Source organism: Achromobacter sp. PD1 (genome assembly GCF_048541815.1).
Lineage (GTDB): Bacteria > Pseudomonadota > Gammaproteobacteria > Burkholderiales > Burkholderiaceae_B > Achromobacter > Achromobacter bronchisepticus_A.
Genome location: NZ_CP183349.1, coordinates 4097404 through 4114019, shown reverse-complemented (window position 1 = coordinate 4114019; position 16616 = coordinate 4097404). Strand labels below are relative to the sequence as shown.

Genomic DNA, 16616 nt, shown 5'->3' with positions numbered 1-16616 from the left:
TTTTCCTATGCACACCCCTCTTAGCCACGATGCCGGCCTGGCGCTACGCTCGGTCAAGTTTTCGGGAAAACACGCAGGCCGGCGGACTCCCATTGCCCTGCGCCGCGAGGCGGCGGGGCTCAACGGATTCAGCTTCCAGGCGCCGGCCGAGTTGGCAGCGCGGGTCCGGCATCGTATCGACCAGGCGGAAAGCGAAAACTGGATGGCGCGTCTGTGGCAACGCGACGCCACGCTGTGGACGGGGACCGATGAGGATCGCTGGCTGGGCTGGCTGCAGCCGGGCGTGACGCCCCGGGCGCTCGGCCGCATGACGGCAATCTGCCGCAGGTTGTGCGTGGCCGGGTTCTCGGATGCGGTGTTGCTGGGCATGGGAGGCGCCAGCCTCGGCGCCGAAGCACTGGCCCGCACGCTGGGCGTGGCCAGTGGAGGCTTGCGCCTGCACGTGCTGGACTCGACCGACGTAGCCCAGGTGCGCGCGGTGCAGTCCACGGTGGATCTCACGCGTTGCCTGTTCATCGTCTGCAGCAAGTCCGGATCGACCCTGGAATCGCGCATGCTCGCTGCCTACTTCCATGAACAGGTGGCGCGGCGGCTTGGACGGCAGGAAGCGGGGCAGCGCTTTGTCGCCATTACCGATCCTGGGTCTCCGATGCTGGACCGCGCACGGGCGGACGGTTATGCCGCCGTCTTCGAGGGCGAGCCGTCCGTGGGCGGGCGCTACTCCGTGCTGTCGCCCTTCGGACTGGTCGCGCTGGCGCTGCTGGGGCACGATCCCGCGGCATTCCTGCGCAGCGCCCGCCCCATGGTGCGGGCATGCGCGGCGCAGGCCCAAGTGCGCGTCAATCCGGGGTTGCTTCTGGGAGCGCTGCTGGGCGAGGCCGCATTGGACGGCCGCAACAAGCTCACCATCCTGGCCGCGCCCGGGCTGGAGTACGTGGCGTGTTGGCTCGAGCAACTGCTGGCCGAATCCACCGGCAAGAATGGGCGGGGCATCATTCCCGTAGCCCACGAGCCGGCCGGGGATGCATGCGATTATGGCCGCGACCGCATGTTCGTCCATCTTGCGCACAGCGATACGCCTGGCGCGGACCTGGACACGCGTATGCGGCGGCTGGCGGCTGTGGGATTCCCGGTGGTGCGTTGCGAGCTGCCGTCAGCCCAGTCGCTGGGCCAGGAGTTCTTTCGTTGGGAAATGGCCACCGCCGTGGCCGCCGCCGTGCTGCGCGTCAACCCGTTCGATCAACCGGACGTCGAAGCCAGCAAGGCGCGCACGCAGGCCCTGGCGGCGCGTCACGAAGCCGGCATCGGGGGAGCCGATCCTATGCCCCGGCTAGTCGAAGGCGCGCTGGCCTTCCATGGCGAGGCCCAGGGGGCGACCGCGATCGAACTGCTGGCGTCGTACTTTGCGGGAATGGACCAGGGCGACTACGTGTCGCTGCTGGCCTATGTCGCACGGAATCCGGTCCACGAGGCGCGCCTCGCCGCGATGCGCTGCCGGCTGCGCCAGGCGACCGGGGTTGCAACCATGGTCGGGTTCGGTCCGCGCTACCTGCATTCCATAGGCCAGTTGCACAAAGGCGGCCCCGCGGGCGGACGATTCCTGTTCATTACCGCGGACGCCGGGGAGGAGCTGCAAGCGCCCGGCCACGCCCTGGGCTTCGCCGCCATGCAGCGCGCGCAGGCCTTGGGCGACATGGAGGAGTTGGCCTCGCGGGGCCGGCCGTGCTTGCGCGTACACATCGCGGGGCCGGTGGAGGCAGGACTCTCCCGCCTTGCTGCGCTGCTGGTCCGCGCGTTGGTCTCAACGGACGTCAGCTAGCCGCCTTGCTCGTCGCCGTCCTGCCGGGCGGGCGCGGCCAGGGCATGATCGAGGCCGACCTCGACTGCCCGGTCGAGCCGCAGGACCAGCTGAAGCGTCGGCAGCACGAACTCAAGATGCTGGGCGTTGCTTACGCTGCAGGACAGTGGGGCGCCGATTCAGAGGAAAGCCGCAACGCAGCAATTGCCGTGCCGCACGCATGCGGGCACGTGGTTTGCTGATGGCGATGTGGCGGCATTCCGTCCGCCTTCAGGAGCAGCGTCATGGACAAGTTCGACCGCGATACGACGGCGGCACCCGCCGAGATCTTGAGTGAAGGTGAACAGAGGGCGCGGCGCACGCTCGAAGCTGCGCGGCGCTTGCTGGACCCGCAGGCGGAACCTGCCGCCGCCGTCTCTTCAGTTGAGGCGGAACTCCAGCGCTACGTCAGGCAGGCGTACCACAGGCGCTCATACGGCGCCTATGGTTGAGCGTTACGGCTGCGGGTCGTCCCAGACTGACGTGTGCCGATACTGTTCGGCGCGCGCCAGCGTGCGGTAAAAATCCGCGCCGACCCGTATCAGCCTTTCCAGTTCCTCCGGCCGCAGCATGGGCTGCAGCGCGATCAGGCATTCGGCATAGTTGGCCAATACTTCCGGCCATTCATGGAAGTCCCGGTCGACCGCTGGCGTGGCGATCATTTGTGCCAATAGTTCCTCGCGATCCATATGCATGTTCCGCAGCAAGCGTACTGGTTGCAGATGTGCCCGCAGGTATGCGCATCTGTTCCTTCGCGGGTATCGAAAACCCGGGGAATGGCTCCTACTTCTTGGCGGCGTCCATGCGTTGCTGCATGCTTGTCGCCATTTCCAGGTGTTGCTGTAGCACCGGCAGGGTCTCGATTGCGAATTGCTTGACGTCGGGATCCTTCACATCGTTCGAGGCTTTCTCGAAGAGCTTCACCGCGTCCTGGTGCGCGGATACGCCGATCTCGTCCACATAGGCCTTGTCGAAGCTGTCGTCGCGCAAGCCCAGCGCCTTCAGTTTGGCCTGCTGGACCAGCGATGGCTCGGTCGGCGCCTGGTAGCCCTTGCCTTGCGCGAGCGTGACCAGCTGTTGGCCGGCCTTGCCGTGGTCATCGATCATTTTCTGGGCAAATGCCTTCACGTCGGGGTCGCGGGCTTTCTCCAGGGCGAGCTTGCTGCCGGCGACTTCGAGATTGCCGGCCTGGGCTGCGTTCTCCAGGAAGTCGCGGTCGGCGCTGTCCAATTTCGCTTCCGCGGCCGAGGGGCGCGCGGCGGGCGCCGTCTGCGCCTGCGCTGCAGGGGCCGCAGCCCATGTCAGCGAGGCGAGGACCGTGGCGGTCAGATAGCGGATTTTCATGGAAACCTCCAGATAGGGGCGCCGGGCGCCATTTGAGTGGGAAGCCAGCATCCAGCAGCAATCGCTGTTCCCGCCCGTCGGCGGCTTCAAAGGGCTTGGGCTTGCCCGTCAGTTCGGCGTAGGTCGCCGGCGTGGCGTCGGCCTGGCCAGTCTTGAAGACCCAGGCATAGCACTGCGTGCCGGCAGGAATCTCATCGTCGACCGCGTCGGTGACGCCCGTAGTTGTCGGCAAAGCTGCTGTGCTGGATCACGCCCAGGCAGGTTTCAGCCTGTATGGTGTTGGACCGCAGTCGGGCGTCTTCAGCAACGCCTCCCGCCTGCGCGGCGGTGGCGATCACGCCTGCGCTGCCTCCCAGCGGCTGGCCGAGAACTTCTCCGCCATCATCAAACTGCCGTACCCCATTGCCATTTCGGCGATGACTTCGCCCACCGCGGGCGCGATCTGAAAGCCCCCGCCCGAGAAGCCGAAGGCATGCAACAGCCGCGGCACCCTGGGGCTGAAGCCGATGACCGGGTTCTTGTCGCTGAAATAGCCTTCGATGCCGGACCAGCAGCGGATCACGCTGGCGCAGGCCAGCGCGGGCAAGAGGGATGGAGCGGTACGGCCGAGTTCGGCGAGCGCGGCGCGACCCGGCCGGCTGCGGTCTCCCGGCAGCGCGCTGCCGTAGCCGCCGCCCATGACCACATTGCCGCGCGCGACCTGGCGGGCGTAGAAGCCGCCGCCTTCCACGCCCAACGACACGCCGATCTGGGGTGTGAGCGGCTCGGTGACCAGCATGGTCGGATACTTGACCTGCAGGGGCAGGTCGTCGCCGAACCAACGGGCTACCGCCGCGCCCCAGGCGCCAGCCGCATTGATGACGGTGTCGGCGTGTACGCGCCGGCCGTCGGCGGCAGTCAGAAGGAAGCCGCTACCCTGGGTGTCCGCCTGCGTGATGGCGCAATGTTCGAGCAAGCTGGCGCCGGCGCGCGCGGCGGCATGGGCGAAGGCGGGCGCGACCAGGCGCGGATTGGCCTGGCCGTCTTCCGGACATAGCGAGCCACCGGCAATGCCCGGACCCAGCGCGGGAAAGCGGCGGCGCAGCTCGGCGGCGTCGATGATCTCCAGGCCCAGGTCGAAGTCGCCGACCTTGTCGCGGTAGGCACAAAGCTTGTCCAGGTCGGCCTCGGAGCGCGCCAGCTTCAGGTGGCCGCTGCGTACGTACTCCGCATCGGTGCTGATGAGTTCCGGCAGGCGGGACCAGATGCCGTGCGCGCGCTGCGCCAGATACAGCTGTTCGATCGAACGTCCCTGCCTGCGCACGCCGCCGAAGTTGACGCCGCTGGCGCGTGCGCCGCTTGCGCCGCTGTCGATTAGCGCGGTGGCGATGCCCATGCGGCGCAGCGCCAGGGCGGCGCTGGCGCCCACCAGGCCGGCGCCGATGATGGCGACTTCCGTGTGCAGCGGGTTCATGGCTCCACCTTGCCGAGCATGGACAGATTCAGGGGCTTGACGGGCGCCTGGCCGCGTAGCCGGCCTATGTCCGCCAGGGCCAGTCCACGGCAGTCGGCCAGCAGTTCGGCCGCGCCTGCCTGGCACATGCGTCCCTGGCACAGGCCCATGCCGATGCGCGTTAGCGCCTTCAAGCGGTTGAGGTCGTCGATGGCGTATTGCGCGGCTGCGGCGCGCAACGTGCCGGCGCGCACTTCCTCGCAGCGGCAGACCATGACGGAATCGTCGCAGGCGCCATCCGCGCCGGGCAGGGGAAAGGCCCGATCCAGGCCGCGCCGGAATTGCGCCCAGCGCGCCTGACGGCGGGCCAGCCACTGCACCCTGGCGGCGCTGACGTCGATGCCGCTGTCTGCCAGCATGGCCAGCGCGGCGCGTTCGCCCGCAAGCTCGGCCAGGATGGCGCCGCCTATGCCTGCGCCGTCGCCGGCCAAGTAGACGCCGGCCTCCGAGCTGCGGCCTTCGGGATCGCGGCGCGGCAGCCAGGCGCGCTGGGCCGTGTCGAATTCAAAGGCGCAGTCCAGCAGGTCGGCAAGCTGCGTTTCCGCGCGCAGTCCGTGGCCGATTGCCAGCGCGTCGCAAGCAATGGCGCGCTGCTTGCCGCCCAGGGTCGCGAGCGTGCGCTCGACGCGGCCTGCGCCCTCGGCCGCATCCAGCCTTGCGCCGTGATGCACCGGCACGCCGCGGGCGCGCAGCCAGCCCAGGTAGTACATGCCCTTGGCCAGCATGCCGGGCTGGCTCAGCAGTGCCGGCGCGGCGCGGACCTGGCTGCCTGGCGGCGCGCAGTCCAGCACCGCCTGCACCTGGGCGCCGGCGCGCGCATATTGGTAGGCGACCAGGTAGAGCAGGGGGCCGGTGCCGGCGAACACGATGCGCGGCCCAAACGTGCAGCCCTGGCTCTTCAGCGCGATCTGCGCGCCGCCCAGCGTATAGACGCCGGGCAGTGTCCAGCCCGGGAAGGGCAGGACGCGGTCGGTGGCGCCGGTGGCAAGCAGCAGCCGTGAGTAGGGCAGGGTTTCCAGTTCGCCGTGGCGGACCAGGTCCAGGCTGCCCGGGGCGGCATTCCACACCGCGGTGGCGGCGCGGTAGTCGGCGCGCGCGGCAAGGTCCGCGCCCGCCGTGTGGATGGCTTGCGCGCGTTTCCATTCGAAGCCATAGCGCTGGCGCGCGGAGCCGCGAGGGGCCGCGCCTTGGCGATAGATCTGGCCGCCAGGCAAGGCGGCTTCGTCCACGATCACCGGGCGCACGCCGTGGCGCAGCAGCGTCTGCGCGGCGCGCACGCCCGCAGGACCGGCGCCCACCACCACCATGCGCGGCGCGCCATCGGCGCCGGGAGGGTTCACTTGCATGCGAGTTCTCCGGGCTGGGCGCTGACCAGTTCCATGCCGTCTGCGACCGCGGTGGAGCAGGCGCGCAGGCGTGCTCCGTCCGCCGTCTGCACCCAGCAATCCTGGCAGGCGCCCATCAGGCAGAAGCCGGTGCGCGGCGCGCCTTCGCCCAAGGTGACGCGCAATTGCTGCGCGGCAAGCAGCAACGCCGTCAGCACGGTGTCGCCCTCATGGGCTTGCAGCGCCAAGCCGTTCCAGGTCAGGCGCAACGGCGCCGAGGCAGGTAGCGAGACGCGGCGCAGCAGCGGTTTCATGCGGCGGTCTCCGCGCGGCGCAGCTGGGACAGAGTGCGGTCTGGCAGGATGATGTCTGCGTCGTAGCGCAGCTCCACGATGGCCGGCATGCGATGCTCCCGGGCATATGCCAGCGCGGCGTCATAGGCCGGCGCGAAATCCTCCGTGCGCTCGACCGCGGCGCCGTAGCCGCCATAACTTTGCGCCAGCCGCGCGAAATCGGGGTTGACCAGTTCCGTCGCCAGGGCGCGTCCGGGATAGGCGCGTTCCTGATGCAGGCGGATGGTACCGAACAGGCCGTTGTTGAAGACCAGCACCACAATGCCCAACCGATACTGGGCCGCGGTGGCCAGCTCCTGCATGGTCATCTGGAAACAGCCGTCGCCGGCGAAGCAGACCACGGCTGCGTTGCGGTCGCGCAGCTTGGCCGCGATGGCCGCAGGCAGGCCGTAGCCCATCGCGCCGACGGCGGGTGCAAGCTGGCTGCCCGGCCCTTTGAAGGCGATGTGCCGGTGCGCGTAGAGCGCGTAATTGCCCGCGCCCACTGTGACGCAGGAATGCCGCGGCAGCGTGGCCGCGACGTGGCGCGCCGCCGCGTTCAGGTCCAGCGGGCCGGGCGTGGGCGGCAGCGCAGGCGCCGCGGCGGCCGCTACAGCGCCGCGGCGGCGCGGCTGCCAGCCCGGCGTCGGCTCCAGTCCCGCGGCGGCCCGGGCGAAACCATCCACACTGGCGACCATGCCCAGCGCCGGCGTGCACAGCCGCCCGATCTCGTTGGCGTCCGGGTGGATATGGATCAACGTCTGGCGCGGCGTGGGCGAAGCCAGCCACTCATAGTTGATGGTTGTCGGCTCGCACAGGCGGGTGCCCAGCGCGATGACGAGGTCGCTGTCCATGACGGCGCGCTTCTGGTGCGCGGGCATGCTGGCGCTGACCTGGCCGACGAAATTGGGATGGTCGTTGTCGAACAGCTCCAGGCGGCGCCAGGCGGTGGCTACTGGCAGGTCGAAGCGCAGGGCGAAGTCGCGCATGGCCTCGCGCGAGGCTTGCGGCCAGCGCGAGCCGCCCAGCAGCAGCAAGGGCCGCTCTGCCGCTTCCAGCAATTCACGCAGGCGCAGCATGTCGGCGTCGGCCGGACGGGCGCAGGGCGGCTGTGGCGCGGCGGCCAGGGCCACGTCGGCGACGCCGGACAACATGTCTTCTGGCAGGGAGAGGACCACCGGTCCTGGGCGTCCGCCCGTGGCGATCGCCCAGGCGCGCGCCAGGTATTCGGGAATGCGGTCGGCCCGCTCGATCTGCGCGACCCATTTCGCCAGCGGCGCGTACATGGCGCGGTAGTCCACCTCCTGGAAGCACTGGCGGTCGGCGGTGTCGCCGCCGACCTGGCCGATGAACAGGATCATGGGCGTGGAGTCTTCCCTTGCCGTATGCACGCCGATCGCCGCATTGGTGGCACCCGGGCCGCGCGAGACGAAGCAGATGCCCGGCTGGCCGGTCAGCTTGCCATGCGCTTCGGCCATGTAGGCGGCGCCGCCTTCCTGGCGGCAGACCACCGCTTCGATCGCGTCGTGCCGGGCATAGAGCGCGTCGATGCAAGGCAGGAAGCTCTCGCCCGGCACCATGAACACGCGCTCCACGCCATAGGCCTGCAGCTGCGCGACCAGCAGTTCGCCGCCGCTGCGGGAGGCCGGGGCCGGCGCGCTCATGTCGCGTCTCCTCGCAGCGCCAGCGCCACGCGTTCCGCGCCATAGTCGCGTTCGGCCGCGGTCCGGCTGACCTTGCCGCCCAGCACGTCGTTGCGGATGGCGGCCGCGCTACGGTCAGCGGGCGCGCCGTAGCCGCCGCCGCCGGGCGTTTCCAGGCGCACGGACTGGCCGCTGGCCAAGCCGTGGCCGGCGATCTTGTTGGGCAGGCGCTGCTCGTCGGCGCGGCCGGGGTTCTGGATCACGCGCGAGGTGCCTCCCGTCAGGCCGCCGTTCAGGCCGGCCGCGCCGAACAGCGCGGCGTCGCAGCGGATGGTGCAGACCAGCTGGTCATGCAGCGAACGGATCTGGCGCGCGATGCCCATGCCGCCGCGATGGCGGCCCGCGCCGCCGCTGTCGTTGACCAGCGCGTACTCCTCGACCAGCAGCGGGTACTCGATCTCCAGCGCCTCGGCGGGCAGGTTGGAGGTATTGGTCACGTGTACCTGGATGCCGTCCATGCCGTCGCCCTGCGCGCGTCCGCCCGCGCCGCCGCCCAGTGTTTCCAGGTAGACGAAGGTGCCCTTGCCGTCCTGCATGGGCACGGAGAACAGCATGGAAGGCATGACGTCGTTGCACGAGGCCATGGCGCGGTCTGGCGGCAACAGCTGGCCCAGTGCGCCGATCACCGTGCCGGCCACGCGCTGCGCGGTGGTGACGCGCGCGCCCACCGCCGCCGGAAAGCGCGGGTTGGTAATGGTGCCCTCGGGGGCGGTGATGGTGATGGGCTGGAACAGGCCGTTGTTGGGCATGAGCTCGGGATCGAGCATGGCCTTCACCGCGAAGTAGACGCTGGCGTTCAGGGCGCTGGCGGGCAGGTTGAAGGCGCCGCGCGCCTGCCTGCTGGTTCCGGTGAAATCGACATGGAGCTGGCCGTCGCGCGCCTCGACGTTGGCCTGGATGGTGACGGGATCGCCGCCCATGCCGTCGTCGTCCATGCGCTCGGTGAAGGTATAGGTGCCAGCCGGCAGTTGCGCGATGCGGTTGCGCAGGCGTCTCTCGGTATACAGCATGATGCTGTCGATGGCGGACAGCAGGATCTCCAGACCGGACTGCTGCACCAGTTCCAGCATCAGCCTGGCGCCCTTGTCGTTGGTGGCGATCTGGGCGCGGATATCGTGCATCCGGTTGTCTGGTTCGCGCGTGTTGTGCGCGATCATCTCCAGCAGGTCCATGTCCAGCTCGCCCTCGCGCACGATGCGCATGGCCGGCAGGCGGATGCCTTCCTCCCACACCGTCTTCAGGTGGTGCGAGGTCGAGCCGGGAACGGCGCCGCCGACGTCGGTGTGGTGGCCGATGTTGGCCGCGAAGAAGCGCAGCACGCCCTCGTGGAAGATGGGGGTAATGACGGTGATGTCGGGCGCATGCGTACCGCCCGCCAGATAGGCGTCGTTGCACAGGAACGCATCGCCCGGGCGCACGCCGGCCGCGCCGTAGCGCCGCAGCACGGCGTCTATGCCGCCGGACAGCGATCCCAGATGCACCGGCACGTGGGCCGCCTGCGCCACCAGGCGGCCGGCGGCGTCGAATAGCGCCACGGAGCAGTCCTTGCGTTCCTTGATGTTGGTGGAAAAGGACGAGCGGATCAGCGTATTGCCCATTTCCTCGGTGATGGACAGCAGGCGGTTGCTGAAGACCTCCATTTCGATGGGGTCGAAGGTGTCCGTGCCGGCGGCGGAAGTCGATCGATTGGTCATGGCGTACGCCTTAGCTGTTGAGGTTGACGACGAGGTTGCCGTATTCGTCGGCGCGCGCCTGCTGGCCCGGCAGCACGACGGTGGTCGAGCTCATTTCCTCGATCACGGCCGGCCCGTCCAGGGGCACGCCCACCGGCAGCAGGGCTCGGCGCAGGATGGGCGTGTCCATCCAGCCCTCCCCTTCGAAGTACACGTTGCGGCGTTCCTTCAAGGCGCCGGCCACGCTTTCGCCGCCTTGCACGCGGGCCAGGGGCGCGCGCGGCACCAGGCCGGTGGCGCGCACGCGGCAATTGACGATCTCCACCGGACGGCCGGCGGCGTCATAGCCATACTCGCGCACGTGCGCCGCGCTGAATGCCGCCACGAACGCATCCAGCGGCATCAGTTGCATGCCGTCCAGCGGCACGGCGATCTCGAAGTTCTGGCCCTGGTAGCGTGCGTCGATCACGGCGGACAGGCGCTGCTCCGAGTCGCCCACGCCTTCGCTGGACAGCCAGGCGCGCGCCTTGCCGGCCAGGGCTTCCAGCGCCTGCCGCACGGCGGTCCAGCCGTTCGCGGTGGCGTGCGCCATCAGCGTCTGCACGAAGTCCATGGAAATGTCGGACAGCAGGATGCCGCGCGCGCACATGGTGCCGGGTTCTTGCGGGATCAGCAGGGTGCCGATGCCGCAATCGCGCGCCAGTTCGGCGGCATGCAGGCCGCCGGCACCGCCAAAGGCGCAGAGGGCAAACTTGCGGATGTCGTGACCCCGTTCGGTGGAGACCGCGCGCACCGCGCGCGCCATGTTGGAGTTGGCGATGCGCAGAATGCCGTAGGCGGCTTCCTCCACGCTCAGTCCCAGCGGGCGGGCGATCTGCGCCTCCAGCGCCTCGCGCGCCTGGCGCGCATGCACGGCCATGCGGCCTTCCAACAGCGCGACCGGGTTCAGTCGGCCCAGCACGACGTGGGCGTCGGTGATGGTCACGACCTGGCCGCCGCGGTTGTAGGCGATGGGACCAGGGACCGCGCCCGCGCTCTGCGGGCCGACCTTCAGCGCGCCCGCGTCGTCGATGCGCGCGATGCTGCCTCCGCCCGCGCCGATGACGTGCACGTCCACCATCTGGGTCTTGACCGGATAGTCGGCCACCAGGCGGCTGGAGGTGAACAGCGGCCGCAGCTCGGCCACCAGCGACACGTCGGTGCTGGTGCCGCCCACGTCGAAGGTGATCAGGTTGGGCAGGCCCGCCACGCGGCCGAGTTCGGTGGCGCCGATCACGCCAGCGGCCGGGCCCGACACGCAGGTGCGCACCGGCGCCGTCAGCACCGATTCCACGGACATCAGGCCGCCGTTGGAATGCACCGTGGTCGGCTCGGCTGCCACGCCCATGGCGCGTACCGAACTGACCAGGCTGCGCATGTAGCCGGCCATGCGCGGGCCGACATAGGCGTTGAGCGCAGTGGTGGACATGCGCTCGTACTCGCGGAACTCCGGCAGAATTTCGCTGGAAACGCTCAGGTAGACGCCCGGCAGGTGCTCGGCCAGGATGTCGCGGGTGCGGCGTTCGTGCGCATCGTTGCGGTAGCTGTGCATGAAGCAGATGGCGACCGATTCGACGCGGGCTGCGGCCAGCTCGCGCGCCACTGCCACCACCTCGTCTTCGTCCAGCGCCTGCAGCACCGAACCATCCGCGCCGACGCGTTCAGTCACTTCGAAGCGCCACTCGCGCGGCGCCAGCGGCTGCGGCTTGGTGACGTTGTAGTCGTAGAGATGGGGGCGTGTCTGCCGGCCGATCTCCAGCACGTCGCGAAAGCCGCGCGTGGTGACCAGAGCGCAGCGCGAACCCCTGCGCTCGATGACCATGTTGGTGGCCACCGTGGTGCCGTGGCCCACGTGCGCGAGTTCGGAGCCGGCGATCTCGTGTTCGCGGATCAGATGGGCCAGGCCCGTCTGGATGGCCTCGGCCGGATCGTGCGGCGTGGAGGGCACCTTGAAATAGTGCAGTTCACCGGAGTGCTCGGCAAGCAGGGTGAAATCGGTGAACGTGCCGCCTACGTCGAAGCCGACGCGAAAACGGCGGGCGCCCGGGGCGGATGCGGTCTGGGTCACGCTGGTCTCCAGGATGCTGGCGCACAAGGCGCCGGGAGTGGGATGACCAGAATGCTATTGATGCACCATCATTCGGTCCAATCAAAGATTGGTATCAGTGATTATCACTGGCGTGAATAATTTATCAGTACGGATGGGACTCCGCCGGCTGCGCCTGGTCGAACACCATCCCCTGCGCCTGGCAAACCTTCAGGATTTCCTCGCGCAGCCAGCGATGCGCCGGAATATTGTCCGAGCGTTCGTGCCAGATCAGGTTGACGGTTCGCTGCGCGAAGGGAAAGGGCGCCTCGACGGCTTCCAGTAGATGGCTGTAGGGACTGTTGCGCACGGTGTTCAGGGGCACCACGCAGATCAGGTCGGTTTCGGCCAGCAAGCGCGGCGCCAGCGCGAACTGGTTGATGGTGAGCACCACATTGCGCTTGTAGCCATGGGGCGCGAGTTCATGGTCGATCAGGGTCGGCGTGCCCAGCAGGCTGACCATCAGGTGCCGCGCGCGCAGGAAGCTGTCCAGCGTGAAGCGCGGCAGCGCCAGCAGCGGATGCCCTTTGCGCATGGCGCAGACGTAGGTCAGCGTTTCCAGCGGCAGGGTGCGCAGGGACGAGCCGAAGTTCGAATACACGCCCGCGGCCATATCGACTTCGCCTTTTTCCAGCAACACGCCGGCGTTGTCCAGCGAGTAGGGATGCAGATGGATGCGGACATTGGGCGCCACCGTCTGCTGCTCCACGAACAGCGGCCGGATGACCTGATCCGCCACGTAGTCGGACATGGCCATGCGGAACACGGCCTCGGAACGCGCCGGATCGAAATCGTTGCGTTCCAGTGTGTCGGCGATGCGGGCCAGCGCGTCGCGGATCGGGGGCCACAGGAGTTCGGCGCGCTGCGTGGGCAGCACGCCGCCCTGTATCTTCAGGAACAGCGGGTCCTTCAAAGTCAGGCGCAGCCGGTTGATGGCATTGCTGACTGCGGGCTGCGTCATGTGCAGCGCAGAGGCCGCACGCGTGACGTTGCGTTCGGTCATGACCGCATCAAAGATGCGTAGCAGGTTCAAGTCCATCGAGGTCAGCATCGCAGTCTCAGGTGATTATCAACATTGGTGATAGAGATCTATTTTAATTGTTGATTAGCCATATAACGCGGGACCGCTTAATCTTCCCCCGGTGCAAGCGCAGTCGATACACCACGAGGGGAAATCATTGATGGTCAAGCATCTGAAAACTCTGGCCGCTGCCTGTCTGGCGGCCGGGATCGCCGCGCCCGCGATGGCCGCGGACGCCTATCCCAGCAAGCCGATCACGATCGTCCTGCCCTACGCAACGGGCGGGTCGGCCGACATGCTGGCGCGCTTCGCCGCGCAAGCCCTGCAGACCGAGCTGGGCAAGCCCGCCATCGTCGAGGCCAAGCCGGGCGCGGGCGGCGTGCTGGGTACCGAGTTCGTCTCGCGCGCCGAGCCGGACGGCTACACGCTGGCGCTGACCGCCAGCGGCACCATGGCCGTCAATCCCTACGTCTACAAGCTGCGCTACAAGCCGCTGGAAGACTTCAAGCAGATCACGGTGCTGGTCGACCTGCCTTTCGTGGTGGTCACGAACAATGAATTCCCCGCCAAGAATCTCAAGGAATTCATCGACTACGGCCGCAAGAACCCGAACAAGATCACCTTCGGCAATGCCGGCCTGGGCACCCAGCAGCACCTGACCCAGCTCATGTTCGCGCGTGCCGCCGGCATGCAGGTCAACATCGTGCCCTACAAGGGCAGCAGCCCGGCCATGAACGATTTGCTGGGCGGCCATATCGATGCCGTGCTGGACAACACGGGTGTACAAACGCCCTTCATCAAGGCCGGCAAGGTGCGGCCCTTGTTCGTCACCAATCCGGAACGCGTGGCGGCCTTGCCCGATGTGCCCACCGCGCCAGAAGCCGGCTTGCCTGGGTTCTCCGCGGTCGCCTGGTTCGGCCTGGCCGCGCCCAAGGGCACGCCGGACGAGATTGTCGACAAGATCCAGCAGGCCCTGGCGCGCGAGTTCGCCAAGCCGGAAATGAAGCAACGCCTGCTGGACCTGGCGATGATCCCGCGCGTGTCGACGCCGGCTGAAACCACGGCGCGCGTAAAGAGCGATTTGGAAACCTTCGGCAAGATCGCCAAAGAGGTCGATCTCAAGCCGATGTGACCTCCGGACGCGCGGCATTGCGCCGCGCGTTCGCAGGGCCTATTGCCTGCCGTTCTCGATCTCCAGCTGCTGCCGGTATTCCGCGCCCGTGCGCATCCTCACATATTCGGCGTGGCGCTGGCGGTACTTGAGGCTGAAGACATCGGGTTTCTGCGACCCGCGGTAGAGATCTGCCATGCCCGAGCGCTTCCACAGCGCCAGATCGGCGCGCACTTGCGCGCGGGTCTTGGACGCGGCGGCGGGCGGGGACGGCGGGTAGTCCAGGTCGCCATAGGTGACGAGGCCGGCGTTCTTTGCCTGCGCCAACTCGAGCCTGACCTGTTCACGGGTCATCGGCTCGGCCTGGACGGCCGGGGCCGCGAAGGAAACGGCGAGGATCAACAGGGTCAGACGGTTCATATTCTCTCCATGCTTCGAGGGGCGTGGAGAAATTCTAGGCAAGGGGCGTCGACAGAATCCGGGCAGGCGGATTAGGTTTCTGTAATGTCGGCCGCCGCGATGCTGAAGCCTATGGTGGTGGTCCGGTTGGCCGACCTGGCGTAGCTGCGGCCGCCGTGCATGCGCGCGATCGCGGCGACGATCGCCAATCCCAGGCCATGATGGTTGGCATCGAACTCGCGCGCGCTGTCGCTGCGGTAGAAGCGGTAGAAAAGCCGCGGCAGATGTTCTTCCGGTATCGGTTCGCCCGCGTTGCGCACCGAGATCAGGATTTCGCTAGCGCTGCCGGGCGTGATCTCGACCTCGATCACGCTGTCCGGAGCGGCATAGCGTACGGCGTTCGAGACCAGGTTCGACACGGCGCGCTGAAACAGGGTGCGATCGACCTGCGCCGACGCATCGCCTACCACCGCGATATCGACCCCCGCGTCCAGGGCCTCGGCCTCGTGGTACTGCGTCACCTCCTGGACGATGGCGGCCAGGCTGGCTTGCCAGCTGCCTCGCGCCTGCGCGCCGCGGTCGGCCTGCGACAGGAACAGCATGTCGTTGACGATGCTGGACAGGCGCTGCAGTTCTTCCAGGTTGGAACCCAATGTTTCGCGCAAGGCCTGCGGCGACGGGCGCGTGCTCAGCGCCAGCTCGGTCTCGCCGATCAGCGTTGCCAGCGGCGTGCGCATCTCGTGGGCCACGTCGGCGTTGAATCCCTCCATCTGCACGTAGGCGCGCTCCAGCCGCTGCAGCACCGCGTTGAACTGGCGCACCAGGGGCCGGATCTCGCAGGGTTGGCCGCTTTCGTCCAGCCGTTCGCCGATGCGGTCAGGAGACAGTTGCGCGGCCTGCTTGCCCAGCGCATCCAGTGGCGCCAGCCCTCTGCGCACCAGCAGGGTTCCGACCGCCGCAACGACGATGGCGCCGGCCAGGGCGCAGGCGAACAGGGTCCAGGCCAGCGCCTTGCGCAGGAGGATATCGCTGGAGATGTCCAGCACCAGCTCGGCGTTCATGGCGTCGCCGGGCCCGCCGGGGAAGGGCAGCGTGAAGGCGATGCGCCGCTCATGCGTGAAGTCGTTGTCGCCGGCGATGGGGCTGCCGTAATAGACTTTTTCGCCGTCGATCTCCAGCACCAGCGAGAAGTCGGGGCGGCCATAGAAGAAGTCGCTGAGCTTGTGGCGCAGGCGGGTGGAGTCCTGGCTGGCGGCGTTTTCCTCGACCAGGTGCCGTACGACTTCGACCTTCTGCTGCAGCAGCGCTTCCTGGCGGCTGGCCAGGTTGAGGTTGGTCGCGTAATAGACCGCCACGCATACCAGGCCGAGCGCAATGAAGGTCTGGATCGCCAGCCAGCGCGACAGCCAGCGGTGCAGCGATTTGGGGCGCTGCCCGGGCATCAGTCGCTCCGCGGTTCGAGCACGTAGCCCATGCCGCGCACGGTGTGCAGCAGTTTCTTGTCGAAGGGTTCGTCGACCTTTCCGCGCAGGCGGCGGATCGCGACTTCAACCACGTTGGTGTTGCTGTTGAAGTTGATGTCCCACACCTGTTCGGCCAGTTCCAGTCGCGACAGGACTTCGCCCTGCTTGCGCATCAGCAGGGCCAGCAGGGTGAATTCCTTGGCGGTCAGGTCCAGCCGCACCCCGTCGCGGCTGGCGCGCCGGCGCAGCAGGTCCAGTTCCAGCCCGTCGATGCGCAGCACGTTCTGGGCAATGGTCTCGGTCTGGCCGTGGCCGCTGCGTCGGCCCAGCGCCAGCACGCGAGCCAGCAGTTCCGACAGGGCGAAAGGCTTGGCCAGGTAGTCGTCGGCGCCGTCGCGCAGGCCCTTGACCCGGTCTTCGAGCTTATCGCGCGCGGTCAGCATCAGGACCGGGACGCGGCTGGTCTTGCGGATCTCGGCCAGCACCGAAAAGCCGTCCATGGCGGGCAGCATCACGTCCAGCAGGACCAGGTCGTACTGGCTTTCACGCACCAGATGCAGTCCGGTGACGCCGTCCTGGGCCACATCGACCACGTAGTTGTGTTCGGTCAGCGCTCGCCGCAAGTACTCGGCGAGTTTTTTTTCGTCTTCGATTACGAGTACTTTCATGTCAGCGGAAATAAAAAGAGTGCGCGGAAGTCCTCGGATGCTGCGTCTATTCTAGGCGGAATCGTTCTGCGGGAATAAACGCAAACAGGGCGGCCCAGCCGCCCTGCGCAGCGCTGGCGGGCA

General features: G+C 68.0%; 16 protein-coding genes. 4 read left to right on the top strand and 12 right to left on the bottom strand.

Annotated elements, in window-relative coordinates; translation table 11 throughout:
• Positions 1-7 precede the first annotated feature (7 nt).
• Genes ACM1PE_RS19475 through ACM1PE_RS19465 form a run of 3 tightly spaced genes read left to right on the top strand, consistent with a single transcriptional unit; the run spans position 8 to position 2289 of the window.
• Positions 8-1819, top strand: coding sequence for a hypothetical protein (locus ACM1PE_RS19475; protein WP_419340719.1), 1812 nt, complete (start codon positions 8-10; stop codon positions 1817-1819).
• 5 nt (positions 1820-1824) lie between these two features.
• A complete protein-coding gene (locus ACM1PE_RS19470; RefSeq protein ID WP_419340718.1) occupies positions 1825-2040 on the top strand; it encodes a hypothetical protein in 216 nt (71 codons plus the stop codon).
• Between the two features lie 42 nt (positions 2041-2082).
• On the top strand, positions 2083-2289 hold the full coding sequence (locus ACM1PE_RS19465) for a hypothetical protein (protein ID WP_059371847.1): 207 nt from the start codon (positions 2083-2085) through the stop codon (positions 2287-2289).
• 3 nt (positions 2290-2292) lie between these two features.
• Here the strand turns inward: ACM1PE_RS19465 and ACM1PE_RS19460 are convergent, their stop codons facing one another.
• The 9 genes from ACM1PE_RS19460 to ACM1PE_RS19420 all read right to left on the bottom strand — a co-directional run bounded on the left by ACM1PE_RS19460 (position 2293) and on the right by ACM1PE_RS19420 (position 12882).
• Entirely contained in the window at positions 2293-2526 is a 234-nt protein-coding gene (locus ACM1PE_RS19460) for a hypothetical protein (RefSeq protein WP_059371848.1), read from the bottom strand.
• Between the two features lie 94 nt (positions 2527-2620).
• Complete coding sequence (locus ACM1PE_RS19455; RefSeq protein ID WP_419340717.1) at positions 2621-3181, bottom strand: DUF4142 domain-containing protein; 561 nt, start codon at positions 3179-3181, stop codon at positions 2621-2623.
• 334 nt (positions 3182-3515) lie between these two features.
• Positions 3516-4634, bottom strand: a complete 1119-nt coding sequence (locus ACM1PE_RS19450; RefSeq protein WP_419340716.1) for an NAD(P)/FAD-dependent oxidoreductase — start codon at positions 4632-4634, stop codon at positions 3516-3518.
• Positions 4631-6019, bottom strand: a complete 1389-nt coding sequence (locus ACM1PE_RS19445; protein ID WP_419340715.1) for an FAD-dependent oxidoreductase — start codon at positions 6017-6019, stop codon at positions 4631-4633. Before ACM1PE_RS19445 ends, ACM1PE_RS19450 begins: the two co-directional genes overlap by 4 nt.
• Positions 6010-6312 (bottom strand): (2Fe-2S)-binding protein, encoded by a 303-nt coding sequence (locus ACM1PE_RS19440; RefSeq protein ID WP_419340714.1) that lies wholly within the window; start codon positions 6310-6312, stop codon positions 6010-6012. Before ACM1PE_RS19440 ends, ACM1PE_RS19445 begins: the two co-directional genes overlap by 10 nt.
• Positions 6309-7994, bottom strand: coding sequence for a thiamine pyrophosphate-dependent enzyme (locus ACM1PE_RS19435; protein ID WP_419340713.1), 1686 nt, complete (start codon positions 7992-7994; stop codon positions 6309-6311). Before ACM1PE_RS19435 ends, ACM1PE_RS19440 begins: the two co-directional genes overlap by 4 nt.
• On the bottom strand, positions 7991-9727 hold the full coding sequence (locus ACM1PE_RS19430; RefSeq protein ID WP_419340712.1) for a hydantoinase B/oxoprolinase family protein: 1737 nt from the start codon (positions 9725-9727) through the stop codon (positions 7991-7993). Before ACM1PE_RS19430 ends, ACM1PE_RS19435 begins: the two co-directional genes overlap by 4 nt.
• 10 nt (positions 9728-9737) lie before the next feature.
• The gene (locus tag ACM1PE_RS19425) at positions 9738-11813 is read right to left on the bottom strand and encodes a hydantoinase/oxoprolinase family protein (protein ID WP_419340711.1); all 2076 of its coding nucleotides are present in this window, start codon (positions 11811-11813) and stop codon (positions 9738-9740) included.
• Positions 11814-11937: 124 nt separating this feature from the next.
• The gene (locus tag ACM1PE_RS19420; protein ID WP_419340710.1) at positions 11938-12882 is read right to left on the bottom strand and encodes a LysR family transcriptional regulator; all 945 of its coding nucleotides are present in this window, start codon (positions 12880-12882) and stop codon (positions 11938-11940) included.
• Positions 12883-13012: 130 nt separating this feature from the next.
• On the opposite strand from ACM1PE_RS19420, the gene ACM1PE_RS19415 reads away from it, so the two are divergent.
• Positions 13013-13984, top strand: coding sequence for a Bug family tripartite tricarboxylate transporter substrate binding protein (locus tag ACM1PE_RS19415; RefSeq protein WP_054453494.1), 972 nt, complete (start codon positions 13013-13015; stop codon positions 13982-13984).
• 39 nt (positions 13985-14023) lie between these two features.
• On the opposite strand, the gene ACM1PE_RS19410 is transcribed toward ACM1PE_RS19415, so the two are convergent.
• The 3 genes from ACM1PE_RS19410 to ACM1PE_RS19400 all read right to left on the bottom strand — a co-directional run bounded on the left by ACM1PE_RS19410 (position 14024) and on the right by ACM1PE_RS19400 (position 16493).
• Positions 14024-14383 (bottom strand): DUF4148 domain-containing protein, encoded by a 360-nt coding sequence (locus tag ACM1PE_RS19410; protein WP_419340709.1) that lies wholly within the window; start codon positions 14381-14383, stop codon positions 14024-14026.
• Between the two features lie 71 nt (positions 14384-14454).
• Complete coding sequence (locus tag ACM1PE_RS19405) at positions 14455-15804, bottom strand: heavy metal sensor histidine kinase (RefSeq protein WP_419340708.1); 1350 nt, start codon at positions 15802-15804, stop codon at positions 14455-14457.
• A complete protein-coding gene (locus ACM1PE_RS19400; RefSeq protein WP_054453490.1) occupies positions 15804-16493 on the bottom strand; it encodes a heavy metal response regulator transcription factor in 690 nt (229 codons plus the stop codon). Before ACM1PE_RS19400 ends, ACM1PE_RS19405 begins: the two co-directional genes overlap by 1 nt.
• Positions 16494-16616: the final 123 nt, after the last annotated feature.

Bases quoted from the DNA above. Each gene is read 5' to 3' on its own strand.
- ACM1PE_RS19455 (WP_419340717.1), bottom strand. From the start codon at position 3,181: ATGAAAATCCGCTATCTGACCGCCACGGTCCTCGCCTCGCTGACATGG.
- ACM1PE_RS19435 (WP_419340713.1), bottom strand. From the start codon at position 7,994: ATGAGCGCGCCGGCCCCGGCCTCCCGCAGCGGCGGCGAACTGCTGGTC.
- ACM1PE_RS19440 (WP_419340714.1), bottom strand. From the start codon at position 6,312: ATGAAACCGCTGCTGCGCCGCGTCTCGCTACCTGCCTCGGCGCCGTTG.
- ACM1PE_RS19405 (WP_419340708.1), bottom strand. From the start codon at position 15,804: ATGCCCGGGCAGCGCCCCAAATCGCTGCACCGCTGGCTGTCGCGCTGG.
- ACM1PE_RS19430 (WP_419340712.1), bottom strand. From the start codon at position 9,727: ATGACCAATCGATCGACTTCCGCCGCCGGCACGGACACCTTCGACCCC.
- ACM1PE_RS19475 (WP_419340719.1), top strand. From the start codon at position 8: ATGCACACCCCTCTTAGCCACGATGCCGGCCTGGCGCTACGCTCGGTC.
- ACM1PE_RS19400 (WP_054453490.1), bottom strand. From the start codon at position 16,493: ATGAAAGTACTCGTAATCGAAGACGAAAAAAAACTCGCCGAGTACTTG.
- ACM1PE_RS19450 (WP_419340716.1), bottom strand. From the start codon at position 4,634: ATGAACCCGCTGCACACGGAAGTCGCCATCATCGGCGCCGGCCTGGTG.
- ACM1PE_RS19410 (WP_419340709.1), bottom strand. From the start codon at position 14,383: ATGAACCGTCTGACCCTGTTGATCCTCGCCGTTTCCTTCGCGGCCCCG.
- ACM1PE_RS19465 (WP_059371847.1), top strand. From the start codon at position 2,083: ATGGACAAGTTCGACCGCGATACGACGGCGGCACCCGCCGAGATCTTG.
- ACM1PE_RS19415 (WP_054453494.1), top strand. From the start codon at position 13,013: ATGGTCAAGCATCTGAAAACTCTGGCCGCTGCCTGTCTGGCGGCCGGG.
- ACM1PE_RS19460 (WP_059371848.1), bottom strand. From the start codon at position 2,526: ATGGATCGCGAGGAACTATTGGCACAAATGATCGCCACGCCAGCGGTC.
- ACM1PE_RS19445 (WP_419340715.1), bottom strand. From the start codon at position 6,019: ATGCAAGTGAACCCTCCCGGCGCCGATGGCGCGCCGCGCATGGTGGTG.
- ACM1PE_RS19420 (WP_419340710.1), bottom strand. From the start codon at position 12,882: ATGCTGACCTCGATGGACTTGAACCTGCTACGCATCTTTGATGCGGTC.